The 16,118-nt window shown below is 37.6% G+C and carries 13 protein-coding genes; 9 read left to right on the top strand and 4 right to left on the bottom strand.

What is annotated here, in order from left to right; genetic code table 11:
• Window positions 1–18: 18 nt before the first annotated feature.
• The gene (gene mnmE / locus ANA7108_RS0111200; RefSeq protein WP_016950880.1) at window positions 19–1,500 is read left to right on the top strand and encodes a tRNA uridine-5-carboxymethylaminomethyl(34) synthesis GTPase MnmE; all 1,482 of its coding nucleotides are present in this window, start codon (window positions 19–21) and stop codon (window positions 1,498–1,500) included.
• A gap of 418 nt (window positions 1,501–1,918) precedes the next feature.
• On the opposite strand, the gene ANA7108_RS0111195 is transcribed toward mnmE, so the two are convergent.
• Complete coding sequence (locus ANA7108_RS0111195) at window positions 1,919–3,112, bottom strand: DUF4336 domain-containing protein (protein ID WP_016950879.1); 1,194 nt, start codon at window positions 3,110–3,112, stop codon at window positions 1,919–1,921.
• Window positions 3,113–3,268: 156 nt separating this feature from the next.
• Here ANA7108_RS0111195 and ANA7108_RS0111190 point away from each other — a divergent pair, with 156 nt between their 5' ends.
• Complete coding sequence (locus ANA7108_RS0111190; RefSeq protein ID WP_016950878.1) at window positions 3,269–4,015, top strand: DUF561 domain-containing protein; 747 nt, start codon at window positions 3,269–3,271, stop codon at window positions 4,013–4,015.
• A gap of 1,059 nt (window positions 4,016–5,074) precedes the next feature.
• On the opposite strand, the gene ANA7108_RS0111180 is transcribed toward ANA7108_RS0111190, so the two are convergent.
• Window positions 5,075–6,223 carry a DegT/DnrJ/EryC1/StrS aminotransferase family protein gene (locus ANA7108_RS0111180; protein ID WP_016950876.1) on the bottom strand — a complete coding sequence of 383 codons (1,149 nt, stop codon included), beginning with the start codon at window positions 6,221–6,223 and terminating at the stop codon, window positions 5,075–5,077.
• A gap of 49 nt (window positions 6,224–6,272) precedes the next feature.
• Window positions 6,273–6,620, bottom strand: a complete 348-nt coding sequence (locus ANA7108_RS0111175; RefSeq protein WP_016950875.1) for a hypothetical protein — start codon at window positions 6,618–6,620, stop codon at window positions 6,273–6,275.
• On the opposite strand from ANA7108_RS0111175, the gene fetB reads away from it, so the two are divergent.
• From fetB to ANA7108_RS27215, 6 genes are all read left to right on the top strand, one after another.
• Window positions 6,619–7,395 (top strand): iron export ABC transporter permease subunit FetB, encoded by a 777-nt coding sequence (fetB, locus tag ANA7108_RS0111170; RefSeq protein WP_016950874.1) that lies wholly within the window; start codon window positions 6,619–6,621, stop codon window positions 7,393–7,395. The two genes, ANA7108_RS0111175 and fetB, sit on opposite strands and share 2 nt — an antisense overlap.
• A 296-nt stretch (window positions 7,396–7,691) precedes the next feature.
• The gene (hsdR, locus tag ANA7108_RS0111165; protein ID WP_016950873.1) at window positions 7,692–10,037 is read left to right on the top strand and encodes an EcoAI/FtnUII family type I restriction enzme subunit R; all 2,346 of its coding nucleotides are present in this window, start codon (window positions 7,692–7,694) and stop codon (window positions 10,035–10,037) included.
• Between the two features lie 447 nt (window positions 10,038–10,484).
• A complete protein-coding gene (locus ANA7108_RS0111160) occupies window positions 10,485–11,933 on the top strand; it encodes a class I SAM-dependent DNA methyltransferase (protein ID WP_016950872.1) in 1,449 nt (482 codons plus the stop codon).
• Complete coding sequence (locus ANA7108_RS27220; protein ID WP_016950871.1) at window positions 11,930–13,681, top strand: restriction endonuclease subunit S; 1,752 nt, start codon at window positions 11,930–11,932, stop codon at window positions 13,679–13,681. Before ANA7108_RS0111160 ends, ANA7108_RS27220 begins: the two co-directional genes overlap by 4 nt.
• 222 nt (window positions 13,682–13,903) lie before the next feature.
• On the top strand, window positions 13,904–14,134 hold the full coding sequence (locus tag ANA7108_RS0111150; protein WP_016950870.1) for a type II toxin-antitoxin system Phd/YefM family antitoxin: 231 nt from the start codon (window positions 13,904–13,906) through the stop codon (window positions 14,132–14,134).
• A 1-nt stretch (window position 14,135) separates the two neighbouring features.
• Window positions 14,136–14,603, top strand: a complete 468-nt coding sequence (locus ANA7108_RS27215; RefSeq protein WP_016950869.1) for a type II toxin-antitoxin system VapC family toxin — start codon at window positions 14,136–14,138, stop codon at window positions 14,601–14,603.
• A gap of 132 nt (window positions 14,604–14,735) precedes the next feature.
• Here the strand turns inward: ANA7108_RS27215 and ANA7108_RS0111140 are convergent, their stop codons facing one another.
• Window positions 14,736–15,347 carry a hypothetical protein gene (locus ANA7108_RS0111140; protein WP_016950868.1) on the bottom strand — a complete coding sequence of 204 codons (612 nt, stop codon included), beginning with the start codon at window positions 15,345–15,347 and terminating at the stop codon, window positions 14,736–14,738.
• Window positions 15,348–15,495: 148 nt separating this feature from the next.
• Between ANA7108_RS0111140 and ANA7108_RS0111135 the strand changes: the two genes are divergently transcribed.
• Window positions 15,496–15,927: a hypothetical protein gene (locus ANA7108_RS0111135; RefSeq protein WP_026104124.1), complete on the top strand. Its 432-nt coding sequence runs from the start codon at window positions 15,496–15,498 to the stop codon at window positions 15,925–15,927.
• Window positions 15,928–16,118: the final 191 nt, after the last annotated feature.

Below are 16,118 nucleotides of genomic sequence, written 5' to 3'. Positions count from 1 at the left end.
CCTGTCACTTGAACTCCCATGTCGGAATTATTAGCTCATACTGGAACGATCGCTGCTATAGCTACTGCTGTTGTCCCTCAACAAGGTAGTGTGGGGATTGTGCGGGTTTCTGGTGATCATGCAATAGCGATCGCACAAACTCTATTTTCTGCACCTGGAAAACAAGTTTGGTCAAGTCATCGCATTCTCTATGGTTACATCCGTCAACCCCAAACTAAGCAAATTGTTGATGAAGCTTTGTTGTTGATTATGAAAGCACCTCGTTCTTTTACCCGTGAAGATGTGGTGGAATTTCATTGTCACGGGGGAATTATGGCTGTACAACAAGTATTGCAACTATGTTTAGAAAATGGTGCGAGATTAGCACAACCGGGGGAATTTACATTAAGAGCGTTTTTAAATGGACGTTTAGATTTAACCCAAGCTGAAAGTATCGCAGATTTAGTTGGTGCGAAATCTCCCCAAGCAGCGCAAACAGCTTTAGCTGGGTTACAGGGTAAATTAGCTCATCCGATTCGTCAGTTACGCGCTCAATGTTTGGATATTTTGGCGGAAATTGAAGCACGGATTGATTTTGAGGAAGATTTACCACCTTTAGATGAGCAAAGAATTATTTCCGAGATTGATCAAGTTACGTTGGAAATTACCAAGTTATTAGCCACAAAAGATAAAGGTGAATTATTGCGAACTGGTTTAAAAGTAGCGATTGTTGGTCGTCCCAATGTGGGAAAATCGAGTTTATTGAATGCGTGGAGTCAGAGCGATCGCGCTATTGTCACAGATTTACCCGGTACAACCCGCGATGTAGTTGAATCTCAGCTAGTTGTCGGGGGAATACCTGTTCAGGTTTTAGACACAGCAGGGATTCGGGAAACAGTAGATCAGGTGGAGAAAATTGGGGTAGAGCGATCGCGTCGTGCTGCGAGTGCTGCTGATTTAGTATTATTGACTATTGACGCTTCCGCAGGTTGGACAGATGCAGATCAAGAAATTTATGAACAAGTAAAACACCGTCCGGTGATTTTGGTGATTAATAAAATTGACCTTTTAGAAACATCTTCACAAATTACACAGAAATCACTGAATAAACGAACCACAGAGACACAGAGGACACAGAGAAGTAGAGATGGGGAAGGTGTTTTTTATGATGAGGTTTTTAGGGAAGAAGATGATCAATTTATTAGGAAGGTTGTGAAAACGGCGGCAGCACAAAATCAAGGAATTGATGGTTTAGAAACTGCGATTTTAGAAATAGTCCAAGCGGGAAAAGTGCAAGCTGCTGATATGGATTTAGCAATTAATCAAAGACAAGCCGCAGCTTTAACAAAAGCGAAGATTGATTTGGAACAAGTGCAGAAAACAATTATCGAACAGTTACCTTTAGATTTTTGGACAATTGATTTAAGGGGAGCGATTTATGCGTTGGGAGAAATTACCGGAGAAGAGGTGACGGAATCAGTTTTAGATCGGATTTTTAGTAGGTTTTGTATTGGGAAATAAACTGACATTTTGCACCAATTCCGAACGACTAGAAGTCGCGGCTATAAAAACTAAGTCCACCTCCGTGGACTAATATAAAATCAATGTTTTCGAGCCTTGGAGACAGGCTTTGTTTGTGTAGCCTCGATTTCAATCGTTAGGCGCAAGATAGTTGAGGCTGGTAATAGGTAATTTGTGATCAAATTCCAGTCTTACAGGACTTACGCAACTGGCATATTGGTAGGGTGCGTCAGACCTGACATATCCTGTAAATAAACAGATACTTGATATCTGACGCACCATAAAATAGATGTTTGGTGTGACACTTGCGTAAGTCCTATCTTAATCCTGTAAATCCTTTAATCCTGGAAATCCTGTATCCCTTACGGGAGGCTTATGACTCCTGCGTTGTCACGCAAGCTATAACCATTTCTGACAATTAAACCTTATCCTTAACAGGTGTAGCAATACCACGCTTTAGCAAACCCGCTTCTAGTTCCTGAATAAATCGCAAATCTTCAACCAATAAAGGTTTATCATCTCTCAACAATGGTGCTTTTTCTAAAAAAGTAAATGCTTGTCGAAATTGCTGCGGACTGGCTTTAATTGGTGAATCAAAATGACAAGCAATAATTTGCTCAAAATCCCAATTTGCAACTTTATCAGCCCAGTCTAATACCTGTTTTGGTGCTTGGGGAAGAATGAGAACTTGTAAAATTGGTGCGACAAAAGGGCGACCATTTCCAGACAACGCATTAAAAGACAGTTGCCAATTATTTCGCCAGCGAAAGGGAAATAAACCAAAGTAAGCTTTGGCAGAATGGTCTGGAGCTTTTTTAGCATCTTTCCATATTTCTTTCATTCCCATAATTTCTAAAGCACTGGGACGAAAATAAATTGCAAACAAAGATATTTTCTGCCATCCTTGATGACGATTTTTTTGATTATCTTCTATAATCTCTTGTCCATGTTCTCTAGCGTGAAATAATAAAGGATATGGTTCTAATTGTAATATTTCTGGTGGTTCTTCTTTTACTGAAACTATAGTATCTGTTAATAAGAGAGTGCGCGATGGTTTGTGAAATAATGCCACTTCCACAAAAGCGCCTTTTCCTAAATTTATATCTAAAATTTTATATTCAAATTCATCCCCAAAAGGATTTTGATTAATATTTTCTGGTAATTCTAAAGTCCGTTTTTGAGGAAAGCCAAGCCAACTCAGTGGTAAATTAAATGGGAAACTCCACTGGTGAGGTGCAACATAGACTACAGCTTGGGGAAATTTTCTCGCAAAAGGTCCAACAAAGATTTTATGCTCTAAACCAGAACTGGTAGGCAAAATGATATATTTAACTTCACCGTGCTTTGCTGCCAACTCTTGAACCGAACGAATACATTCTCCTGTGGGTGCGACAGGTGCATAGACTAAAAGACCACCAGCTTGCAGCTTGATGACGGTCATCCGAATTGGTACGATGGTATAGAGGATGCCTTGTAATTGGTCAAATGTCCAAATGCTATCCTTGACTATTTCTCGACGAACTGTTCGTCTTCTACCATAGGGATAAAGTGGTAGTGCAGGCCAAAAAGGCCATGACCAATCTCGCTGATTTATGCTTTCTTGGGCGTTCATTGTTGTTTAATCAAATGTGTCTTTCCCATTTCTAGCATTAGCAGGATTTTTAGTGCTATTGTCTCAAATTCTTAAAGTCTCTTGCTGTAGCCTCTAGTTTCCAGCGTCTATATAGTGTAAAAATATTCCTACCTCAATAGGCTCAAAACAAGAATTATGACTATGCATTCTAATTTGCAACGTGCGTTTGCTAACCGCAGTGTTCTGAAAGTAATTAGCGGTTTGAATAATTTCAACGCCGAAAGTGTTGCTGCTACTGTGAAAGCGGCTGAGTTGGGTGGTGCAACTTTTGTTGATATTGCTGCTGATGCAGCTTTGGTTAAATTAGCTAAAAGTTTAACAAGTTTACCAGTTTGTGTTTCAGCTGTAGAACCTGAAAAATTTGTTCAAGCGGTAGCTGCTGGTGCTGATTTGATTGAAATCGGTAATTTTGATTCTTTTTACGCTCAAGGTCGTAGATTTGAAGCTGAGGAAGTTTTAGACCTAACTCGCCAAACCCGCGCCTTGTTACCCGAAATTACCCTGTCTGTAACTGTTCCTCATATCCTGGAATTGGATCAACAGGTACAACTGGCTGAGGAATTGGTGAAAGCTGGTGCTGATATCATCCAAACTGAAGGTGGTACTAGCAGCAAACCCGCTCACGGTGGTACTTTGGGATTACTTGAAAAAGCTGCTCCTACTTTGGCGGCGGCTTATGAAATTTCCCGCGTGGTTTCTGTGCCTGTATTGTGTGCTTCTGGCATTTCTAATGTGACTGCACCTCTAGCGATCGCATCTGGTGCGGCAGGTGTTGGTGTCGGTTCTGCTATCAACCAACTCAATAGCGAAATCGCCATGATTGCTGCTGTCCGTAGCTTGGTGGAAGCTTTGGCAACTGCAAATATTCGCACATTTGCATAGATTCCTATAGGGAATGGGGATTGATTTTTGGATTTTGGATTGTATGTAACCAACTGTCATCCATAATCTAAAATTTTCTTCCCCAGTCCTATATTTTCTAGTTCAGCTGCTGAAACACAAAAAAGGGAGCATCCCAATTTTGAAAAAATAATTTTCTGCTGTTAGATAAAAATAAACTTACACATTTGGGATGTTCCCACAAAAAACGCACATAACCGCAGATAAACTTCTTGCCAAGAGTAAATTTGTACTATTTATTCTGGTTAGATAAATTTACTCCTAAAATTGTTATAGCAAGAGCGCTTTTTTTGGTGAAGTTTTGTATCTTTTGCAGGACAGAATTTTTGAAACAACTATAAATTAAGGGTTTGAGGATGACAATTTATGAAGAACACAAAATTGGTTATAAAAATCCCAATTTTGAAATTTCAATGAATTATAGCAAATGCCTGAAAATATTGCAACCTCGTTGGTAAATAAAAATAATTCTCAATTAATTGTTAAGAAAAGTAAAGAACAAATAGTCGTAAGTTTTAAATATGCAAAGTAAAATTAAATTAGCATAAGTGAAAGTTATCATTATCATCCTGATTCAGACAACCATCAAACAACATCCTGTAAATCCTTAAATTATGGACATCTTGATTCAGACAACAAATTTTTAGTATATTTTTAGTAACTATAAAAGATTTGGTGCAACTATGATGTTATGGCCGTGGACAGGGTGGTTAGGACATCAATTGATAATGAAACTCTCACTAAAAAAGGGTTTTACTCCTGACTCCTGCTATATTTAAAAGCTGCTTATAGTCTGATTTAATTTTTGTGTATAAAATTTTCAGGACTTACGCAACTGGCACATTGGTAGGGTGCGTCAGATATCAATAATCTAGTTATTTGCAGGATTTATGCAGTCTGACGCACCCTACAACAGATTTTGAGTGTAACACTTGCGTAAGTCCTAATTTTATAGAAATCAGATAATGGTGCGTTACAGATTCATCCTAACGCACCCTATAATACTTGCTCTTAACTGTCACCTGTCACCTGTCACCTCTTCTAGCTTAAACAATCCTTCAAAGCATAAATCACCTGATCTTGCTGTTCTTGTCTCAGTTCTGGGAACATGGGCAGAGATATGACTTCATGACAAGCTTGCTCAGATACTGGCAATTGTCTGGGTTGATAGCCTAGATTTTCATAAACTGGCTGTAAATGTAAAGGACGAGGATAGTAAAGCATGGAACTCACGCCTTTATCTTGTAATTGACTCCGTACCCAGTCCCGATATTTAGCACTTGCACCATTTCTACCTTCACCAGAAATACGAATGGTGTATTGATTCCAGACACCTACTCCTCCTAGTAATTCTTGGGGTGCGACGATACCGGGAATTTGACTGAGGAATTGATAATAATAAGCTGCGATTTGTTGTCGTTGTTTGTTCCAAGTATCTAAATAGCGCAGTTTGATTTGCAAAATTACAGCTTGGATAGAGTCTAATCGGCTATTAACACCGATTTCTTCGTGAATATATCTTTCTTTACTGCCATGTTCCCGTAATACTCTCAACTTGGCTGCGATCGCACTATCATTAGTTGTAATTGCGCCACCATCACCACAACCACCCAGATTCTTGGTTGGGTAGAAACTAAAACAGCCAATGTGTCCAATGCTGCCAACTTTTTGCTCATCCCAAGTTGCACCTGTGGCTTGAGCGCAATCTTCAATTACTGGTAAATTGTGAGTTTGTGCGATCGCCATTAATCCTGTCATATCCACAGGTAGTCCGAACAAGTGAACCGGCATAATAGCCTTGGTTTTAGGTGTAATTGCGGCTGCAACTTGTTCTACATCTAAATTAAACGTAGTTGCATCAATATCCACAAACACCGGCTTTGCACCCACAGCACTGATGACTTCCGTCGTCGCAAAGAAGGTGAAAGGTGTGGTAATAACTTCATCACCTGCGCCAATTTCTAGAACCCGTAGCGCCAGATAAAGCGCGTCAGTACCAGAATTACAAGCTACACATTCACTAACTCCATGATAAGCAGCAAACTGGCGCTCAAAGCCTTCAACAACTGGACCACCAATATAACGCCCAGAAGTTAGAACTTCTAAAACAGCAGTACTCACTTCTGCCTCAATGGTGGCATATTGCTGCTTGATATCAAAGGCAGGGATGGAATTTACACTTTGGATCATAAGTTTTTATTTTAATGCAGATACAAAAGATACACTTTTACGGGCGCTGTTAGCTAATTAAATTTTTCCCAAAAGTCTGAAAAGCGCGATCGCTGAAAATACTCATTTGTTCAGGGTTTTTACGGAATATACCGGAAGATAAGTGATATAACCTCTCAAATTTGTTCAATACAGGACTTACGCAAGAACTCTCTAAAACCCTTCTTCCTTCGTGTCCTTTGCTTCGCAACGCTACCGCGAACGCGCCTTCGCGGTTTGTTTCTTCATGATTTTGCGTAAGTCCTGCAATATTCAAAATAACTGCTAACTGCCATGATAAATGTAGACGATTTAGAATTTTGAATAGTTCTTGTGTAGGCTGTTTTAAGCAAACAATCCCCGGAAGTAAAGAAACCATGCCGGATTTAATCAAACTGGATATTGTGGATTTAGCTTTAGCTGTCGCATTAATAGCGATCGCTATTGGTTTATCTGCCTGGGAAAAGTTAGGACTAGAGTTAAACTTAGCTTTAGCCACCGGTAGAACCATCCTCCAACTCATCGTCTTAGGATACGTTTTAGACTTCATCTTTGCTGTTAACAATGTTTGGGCTGTTTTGGGGATTTTAACAATCATGCTGACAATTACGGCGATTGTCGCACGAAATCGCATCAGCCAAAAAATTCCTCTGGTACTCCCTTTAGTCTGGGCAGCAATTTTCGCCAGTACAGCCTTAGCATTGCTTTACACCAACTTTTTGATTATCCAACCAGACAGATGGTACGAGCCACGTTATATCATTCCCTTAGCAGGTATTTTGCTAGGTAATGGCATGAATGCCGCAGCAGTAGCTGGAGAAAGGCTTGTAAGTGCTATTAACCAATTTCCCACAGAAATAGAAACTCATTTAAGTTTAGGTGCTACTCCCCAGCAAGCAGTAAGTCAATACCGCAAAGATGCAATTAGAGCCGCATTGCTTCCTACCTTGAATCAAATGATGCTAATAGGTATGGTAACAATACCAACTTTTACCAGTGGACAATTATTAGCTGGAGTCACAGCTTTGGATGCTGTATCTTATGAAATTGTGATTATGTTTATGGTTGTTGTCGCGAATTTGCTGACAACGGTATTAGTGACTAAAGGATTGTGTCGTCAGTTTTTTAATAATGCTATGCAATTGGTGAGGTAATAAGTACTAGGACAGAATTAATTACACAATGTCATTGCGAATGGAACGCAGTGGAATGACGCAATCGCAAGGGCTGGGATTGCTTCGCTTCGCTCGCAATGACTGTAAATATTTTTGTCCAATTACTTACCAAGTTGCGTTCAAACATCAAAAATTCCCTTGAAAATTTGATTAGATGTAAATTAGACATCGGGTATTGGGTAGACTATTGGGTAGACTAAATAATAATAAGCACGTTGTACGCATTCGTAACGTGATTTATATCAACTAGTTGTCTTTAACCTCTACCTAATCGCATGGACTCTGACAAAAAATCTCTCAGTGAACGTGACATTTGTACCAAATACATCACCCCTGCCATAGTGCAAACAGCAGGATGGGATTTACACACCCAAATCCGTGAAGAATTCACCTTTACTTCTGGGAGAGTCTATGTCCGGGGTAAATTGGTCACCAGAGGAGAAAGTAAACGCGCGGATTACATTTTGTTCTACAAACCGAATATCAAAATTGCTGTCATTGAAGCCAAAGATAATAACCACAGTGTGGGAAGTGGAATGCAGCAAGCACTTAATTATGCAGAAATGTTAGATATACCATTTGTTTATAGTTCCAACGGTGACGCATTTTTGGAACATGATAAAACTGTGACATCAGGGATAAGAGAAAGACAAATTCCTTTAGATAAATTTCCCACACCGGCGGAATTATGGCAACGTTATTGTAAATGGCGAAATATTGATGATCAATTACAGCCTATTGTGACTCAAAGTTATTATGATGATGGTAGTGGTAAGTCACCCCGTTATTATCAAGAAATTGCTATTAATAAAACTGTAGAAGCCATAGCCAAAGGTGAAAACCGGATATTATTAGTTATGGCTACAGGCACGGGTAAAACCTTCACAGCTTTTCAAATTATTTGGCGGTTATGGAAATCTAAACATAAAACCAGAATATTATTTTTAGCTGATAGAAATATTCTCATAGACCAAACTAAAACTAACGATTTTAAACCCTTTGGTTCTGCCATGACGAAAATCACTAAACGTCAGGTAGATACAGCCTATGAAATTTATTTGGCCCTTTATCAAGGTGTATCAGGAACAGAAGAATCTAAAAATATCTATAAACAATTCTCCAGAGGATTTTTTGATTTAATTGTTATTGATGAATGTCACCGGGGGAGTGCGGCTGATGATTCCGCATGGCGAGAAATTTTAGAATACTTTACTGCTGCTACTCAAATCGGTTTAACAGCTACACCCAAGGAAACTAAAGAAGTTTCTAATATAGATTATTTTGGCGAACCCATTTATATTTATTCTCTCAAACAAGGGATAGAAGATGGATTTCTAGCCCCTTATAAAGTTGTGAGAATTGACATTGATAAAGATTTAGAAGGTTGGCAACCAGCACCAGGAGAATTAGATAAATATCATCAATTAATTGAAGATAAACTTTACACCCAAAAAGATATTAATCGCACATTGGTATTAGAAAATCGGGATATTTTAGTAGCTAAAAAGATTACCGAATTTCTCAAAGCTACCAACAGATTTGATAAAACCATAGTTTTCTGTGAAGATATAGACCACGCCCAAAGAATGCGCTGTGCTTTAATTAATGAAAATAGTGATTTAGTTTCCCAAAATCGTAAATATATTATGCGAATTACGGGAGATGATGAACAAGGTAAGGCAGAATTAGATAATTTTATTTTACCAGAAAGTCCCTATCCAGTGATTGTGACAACTTCTAAATTAATGACTACAGGAATAGATGCCCAAACCTGTAAATTAATTGTTTTAGATAAAAATATTGGTTCAATGACAGAGTTTAAACAAATCATTGGCAGAGGCACAAGAATTAATGAAGAATTTGATAAAACATATTTCACAATTATAGATTTCAAAAAAGCGACTAAAAAGTTTGATGACCCAGATTTTGATGGTGAACCTGTACAAATATATGAACCAAAGACAGGGGAATCTCCTGTACCTCCTGATGATTATGATGGTAGTCCAGATAGTGGAGATAATATTGATGATTTACCTGAAAAATCAGGACAGAAGCGAGTTAAATTTGTACCTGTAGATGTGGATGTTAATATAGTTTCTGAAAGGACACTTTATCGTAGTAAAGATGGTAAATTAATCACGGAATCTATTAAAGACTATACCCGCAAAACTGTCCAACAAGAATTTACCACCTTAGATAAATTTCTGCGTCGTTGGAATGCAGCAGCACAGAAACAAGCTATTATTCAAGAATTGAATGAACAAGGAATTTTATTAGAAGCATTAGCAGAGGAAGTAGGGAAAGATTTTGATCCTTTTGATTTAATTTGTCATGTTGCTTTTGACAAACCTGCGTTAAGTCGTAAAGAACGGGCTAAAAAGGTACGTCAGCGTGATTACTTTAATAAATACAGTGAAAAAGCCCGTGCGGTTATAGATGCACTTTTAGATAAATATGCAGATGAAGGGATTGAAAATATTGAAAATATAAATGATTTAAAAGTGCAACCGTTTGATAAAATAGGTACACCTATAGAAATTGTCAATAAAATATTTGGTAATAAACAAAAGTATTTAGAAGCATTACAGGAGTTAAAAAATCAACTTTATATGGCATCATGAAATATGAATTACTGAATATATATTCTCGTTATTCTCGTTCCCATACTCTGTATGGGAATGAATTTCAGAAGGCTCTGCCTTCAGTGATACTAGAGGTAGAACCTCTTGATAAGTACTAGGACAGAATTAATTACACAATGTCATTGCGAATGGAACGCAGTGGAATGACGCAATCGCAAGGGCTGGGATTGCTTCGCTTCGCTCGCAATGACTGTAAATATTTTTGTCCAATTACTTAGCGTTCCCAGTCTCTGACTGGGAACGAGACAAATATGATTTAAACGGGCGGTTAGAAACCGCGTCTACACAGACAAAACCCACCTTCGTGGGTTTCAATCCCTTGATTTTTTATTGAGTCCGCGAAGGCGGACTTCGTTTGTGTAGCCGCGAATTCTATTCGCCTGGGCTATTATTTCACTACTACAAAAACTCTATCTTTATTAACAAATGTCAATCAGTACCACAATTAAAACTATCCAAGATATCATGCGTAAAGACGCGGGTGTAGATGGTGATGCCCAGCGTATTAGTCAATTAGTATGGATGATATTCCTGAAGATTTTTGACGACAGAGAAGCTGAATATGAATTGTTAGATGATAATTACCATTCTCCCATACCAGAGGCTTTAAGGTGGCGGAATTGGGCTACAGACTCGGAAGGAATGACGGGAGAGGGTTTACTTGATTTTGTGGATAATGTTTTATTCAAAACTCTAAAAGACGCGAATACCTATCAAGATAATAACCGCCGGGGGTTTGTGATTAGGGCGGTGTTTGAAGATGCCTATAATTATATGAAAAATGGCACTCTTATCCGTCAAGTAATTAATAAATTAAACGAAATTGATTTTAATAGTTCCCAAGATAGGCATTTATTTGGGGATATTTATGAACAAATTCTCCGTGATTTACAAAGTGCGGGTAATGCTGGAGAATATTACACTCCCCGCGCTGTAACTCAATTTATGGTGGATATGATAGACCCCAAATTGGGGGAAAGAATTTTAGACCCTGCTTGCGGTACGGGCGGATTTTTAACTTGTGCTTTGGAACATATTAAAAATAAATATGTAAAAACTTCAGAAGATAGCGAAAAACTACATAAGTTAATTAGAGGTGTGGAGAAAAAACCCCTACCTCATTTATTGTGTATGACGAATATGTTATTGCATGGTGTGGAAGTTCCGGCGATAACTCATGATAATACTTTATCTCGACCTTTGCGGGATTATAAACCCAGTGATAGGGTGAATGTGATTATTACAAATCCGCCTTTTGGTGGCATGGAAGAAGATGGAATTGAGTCTGGTTTTCCGGCTACTTTCCGCACTAGAGAAACGGCTGATTTATTTTTATTATTGATTAGTCATTTATTACAAAATGGGGGACGGGGTGGTATTGTTTTACCAGATGGGACTTTATTTGGTGAAGGTGTGAAAACCCGCATTAAAGAAAAGTTGTTAGAGGAGTGTAATTTACATACTATTGTCCGTTTACCGAATGGGGTTTTTAGTCCTTATACTGGCATTAAAACTAATTTATTATTCTTTACTAAGGGTGAACCTACTCAAGAGATTTGGTATTATGAACACCCTTATCCACCGGGGTATAAGTCCTACTCGAAAACTAAGCCGATTAGGATAGAAGAATTTGCACCGGAAAAGGCTTGGTGGGACGATAGAATAGAATCTGAATTTGCTTGGAAAGTTCCTATTCAGGTAATTAAGGATAATGGCTATAATTTAGATATTAAAAATCCGCACACGGTTGATTTTGAACATCGAGATGTGGAGGAAATGTTGGAAGAATATGCAAGTCTTTTAGATGATTTAGGTGAAACTCGCAATAGTTTAAAACGGGAATTGATGACAGCTTTAGGTGGTGAATTTGTATGAAGTTAGAAACGTTTTTTGAGCATTTTGATTTGTTGGCTGAAGCGCCTAATGGTGTGCAGAAGTTACGGGAATTGATTTTAGATTTGGCTGTAAGGGGTAAGTTAGTTCCGCAAGATGCAAATGATGAACCTGCGGCGGTTTTGTTGGAGAGAATTAAGAAAGAAAAGGAACGGTTAGTTAAGGAAGGGAAGATTAAAAAAGACAATATTTTATCACCAATTAAAGATAATGAATTGCTGTATGATTTACAAAAAAATTGGCAATGGGTAAGATTAGGTGAAATATGTTTACTATTTGGGGGATATGCCTTTAAGAGTAATTCTTATGTAAAATTATCAAATAATCAAGTTATTAGGCTTGGTAATGTTAAAAACAATCAAATAATTTTGGAACAAAGTCCAGTATATGTATCTGATGAAATAGCTGTTGAAAATGATAAATTTTTAATTCGTAAAGGAGATATATTGATAACGATGACAGGAACTAAAAATAAAAGAGACTACTGTTTTACTTCAGTTGTAAATGATAAACATATTGCTAATAAAAATTTATATTTAAATCAAAGAGTTGGTAGTTTAAGGATAAATGAAGATACTACAATTCAATTAGTTAATATTTTTCTAAAATCTTCAATAATTTTAGATTTACTATTTAGTGCAGAAACTGGAACTGCTAATCAAGGTAATATTGGGGCAGATGCTATTAGAAATTTACTTTTCCCACTCCCACCACTTGCAGAACAAAAACGCATAGTTACCAAAGTAGATGAATTAATGAAACTGTGCGACGAATTAGAAGCACGTCAAAAAAAGAAACGGGAAACCCGCATATTAATAAATAATGCAGCATTAAACAAACTCCTCACTGCTGACACACCAGAGACATTCACCAAAAATTGGCAGTGCATTTGCGATAATTTTGACATTCTCTACAGTGCGCCAGAAAATATTGGTAAATTGCGTCAAGCTATTCTCCAACTCGCTGTTATGGGTAAGCTAGTTCCGCAAGATGCAAATGATGAACCTGCGGCGGTTTTGTTGGAGAGAATTAAGAAGGAAAAGGAACAGTTAGTTAAGGAAGGGAAGATTAGTAAATCAAAGTTAGTATCTCCACTAGAAACAGATGAATTACTGTTTGAATTACCATCTGGGTGGGAGTGGGTACGTATTGATGATTTTTATGAAGTTGTAGGTGGAATTCAGAAGACTCCCAAAAGAACACCAATTTCTAACTATTTTCCTTATTTACGAGTAGCTAACGTTTATAGAGGAAGGTTAGATTTATCAGAAATTATGTACTTTGAACTTTTTGAAAATGACCTACAAAAATGGAATTTATTCCCTGGAGATTTACTTATTGTTGAGGGTAATGGCAGTGAAAACGAAATAGGTAGATGTGCTATTTGGAATGGAGAGATAAAAAATTGTGTTCATCAAAATCATTTAATTCGTTGCAGACCACTTGGACATACTGGAAGTCTTTTTACACTTCTGTTTTTAAATTCTCCTGTTGGAATAACAGAAATAAAAAAACTAGCAATTACTACTAGCGGACTTTATAGTTTAAGTGTAGGTAAAATTAGAGGTATAGTTGTACCATTACCTCCACTTGAAGAACAAAAACGCATAGTTACCAAAGTAGATAAATTAATGAAACTATGTGATGAACTAGAAAGCAAACTAACACAAACTCAAACAGAGAGCGAAAAAATCATCAACGCTGCTGTCAAACAATTATTAACGGTGTAATTGTCTGAATCAGGATGTCCAGGATTAAAGGATTTACAGGATGAAAATAGGAGTAATACCAATTTACCAAAATCTTCATACTTATGAATTAGTCGTAGGGGTTTAGCACTGCTAAACCCCTACAATTTTATATTTTAAATCTTTGCACAGCATACATCCTACTTAATATTTACTTTCTCTCATACAATATATATATATCATCCTCCCACACCAGAAACCACCATGACACAAATTACCCTTTCCGAACTCCCCCAAACCCTGCAAACTTTAATTAACCAAGCTAAAAAAACAGGTGAACCCCTGACTATCACAGAAAATGGTATTCCCTTGGCTATCATTTCTCCTATTAAGAAAAAATCCCTTCTTGAAGTCTTTGCTACCCTTGATGATATTGATGAAGACTTTCCCGATGTTGATGCAGGATTATTACCCTTAGATGATATAGAACTTTAAAATGTCTTACTCTTATTTACTCGATACTAATACATTATCGGACTTTATTAAACATCCAACAGGTAAAATATTTTCTAAAATTCAAGAAGTTGGAGAAGAAAAAATTTGTACTAGTATCATTGTTGCTTGTGAATTACGATTTGGGGCAGAAAAAAAGAACTCACTGAGATTAAAACAGCGTATTTCTCTAGCTTTCGAGATAATTCCTATATTATCATTAACACCCAACGTAGATTACAGTTACGCAGAAATTCGTACTTATTTAGAACAACAAGGAACACCCATAGGTAGTAACGACTTATTAATTGCTGCCCATGCAATAATTTTAAATCTAACCGTAATTACAAACAATGTCCGTGAATTTTCCCGTATAAGTAATTGGACAAAAATATTTACAGTCATTGCGAGCGAAGCGAAGCAATCCCAGCCCTTGCGATTGCGTCATTCCACTGCGTTCCATTCGCAATGACATTGTGTAATTAATTCTGTCCTAGTACTTACCTAATTTGAAAGTTGAAAACTGGCTAAACACGAATTAAAAAATATGCTGAGTTATTTGATAAACTGCTAAAAGTAGAGACTAAAAATCACCACATATGCTCTACATCTGCGGCCAACGCCAATTATAGCGATTCCATTCATAAATGCCTTGAATCTCATACTCAGTGCCATTAAAAAAGCGAATCAGACAACTAGTAAAGACTTCATCACCATCGCTAATTTCATCAACCTTAATCACCATACAGGGAAACCATTCCCGCTCATAGGAATCATCTTCGGGTATCCATTCCCACAGTGCATTAGAAACTTCAATGCGATCGCCTATTCTTAACTGTAGCGCTTCTTCAAAATAAGAATATTTGTCAAAATGATATGCTTCCACCCGATTCAACCACTGTAAACCATAGCGATCGCGGATAAACTGCACTTTTCCCGAATCTTGTCCCAAAAGCCAGTCGTTAAGCAGTTGCACCTTCCAAGTACGGTTTTGTTTTTCCTCTACTTTGACAAACTGTAAAAACGCTTCTAACTCCTCTGATGTCAGTTCATCCAATGGATTATCAGCATCTGATACCCTAGAAGTCGAATCTCTTTGAACTTGACCAACTAGTTGTAGTAATATTTGTTTTTGGATATCAGTGAGAGGACAGCGGGCTGCATCACAACGATTAAAAGCTGTTTGCAAGGCTGCTTCAATCTCATCTGGGTTCATAGGGCAATAGCAACTGAGGGTCTATTTTATATAAATATTACAGCGTTATTACAGCGTTAAATTCAACTCTCAAATTCCTGAGCCGTAAAATTTAGGTCAACTGATGTTAAAAGTTGCGTATAATCTTAATAAAATTACGGTGTCTTCTATGCGATCGCGCTCACTCACGCTTATCTTGATTTCTGGCGTTATCGGGTTACTTTCGTGGGTGTTTACTCCTCCGGCTGTAGCACTGACACAAATTAGACTATTTGATATTTCCTATAATGATTGTCCTCCAGAACTAGCAGAAGGTGCTGTTATTAGTAGCGGTTCAGCAGCCGCTAATTGCTTTATAGTCACTGGTAAGGCAGAAAATGGCACTTACAAAACAGTTTACGATGCAGATATCTTTGGACGTATCTATGATGCCAACAACGATTCAGTCATGCAAAACCGCACTAGATTAGGTTCTATCCCCGAAGTACCCCCAGGCATCAGTGATTTTGAGCTAAGAATTTCTGTACCTGCAAATCAGCCAACTCCATTGAAGTTGAAGCAATTTAAAGCCACTGGCTTTAGCGGACAAGTTAGGCGTTAGTAAATAAATAAAATAAGTCTGGGCTAGTTAGTCCAGACTCAAAAGTTTTTATACTAAACACGGCTGAAACATGGATTTTTGCAAGATCACGAAAAACCGAGATGTGTAAAGGTTTAGCACTGCTAAACCCCTACCTATGGAACCAAATGATTAAGCCGTTTTGAGTATAAATGTAGAATCAACTACAAATT

The sequence above is a fragment of the Anabaena sp. PCC 7108 genome, assembly GCF_000332135.1.
GTDB lineage: Bacteria > Cyanobacteriota > Cyanobacteriia > Cyanobacteriales > Nostocaceae > Anabaena.
This window is presented reverse-complemented; position numbering and strand designations above follow the sequence as displayed.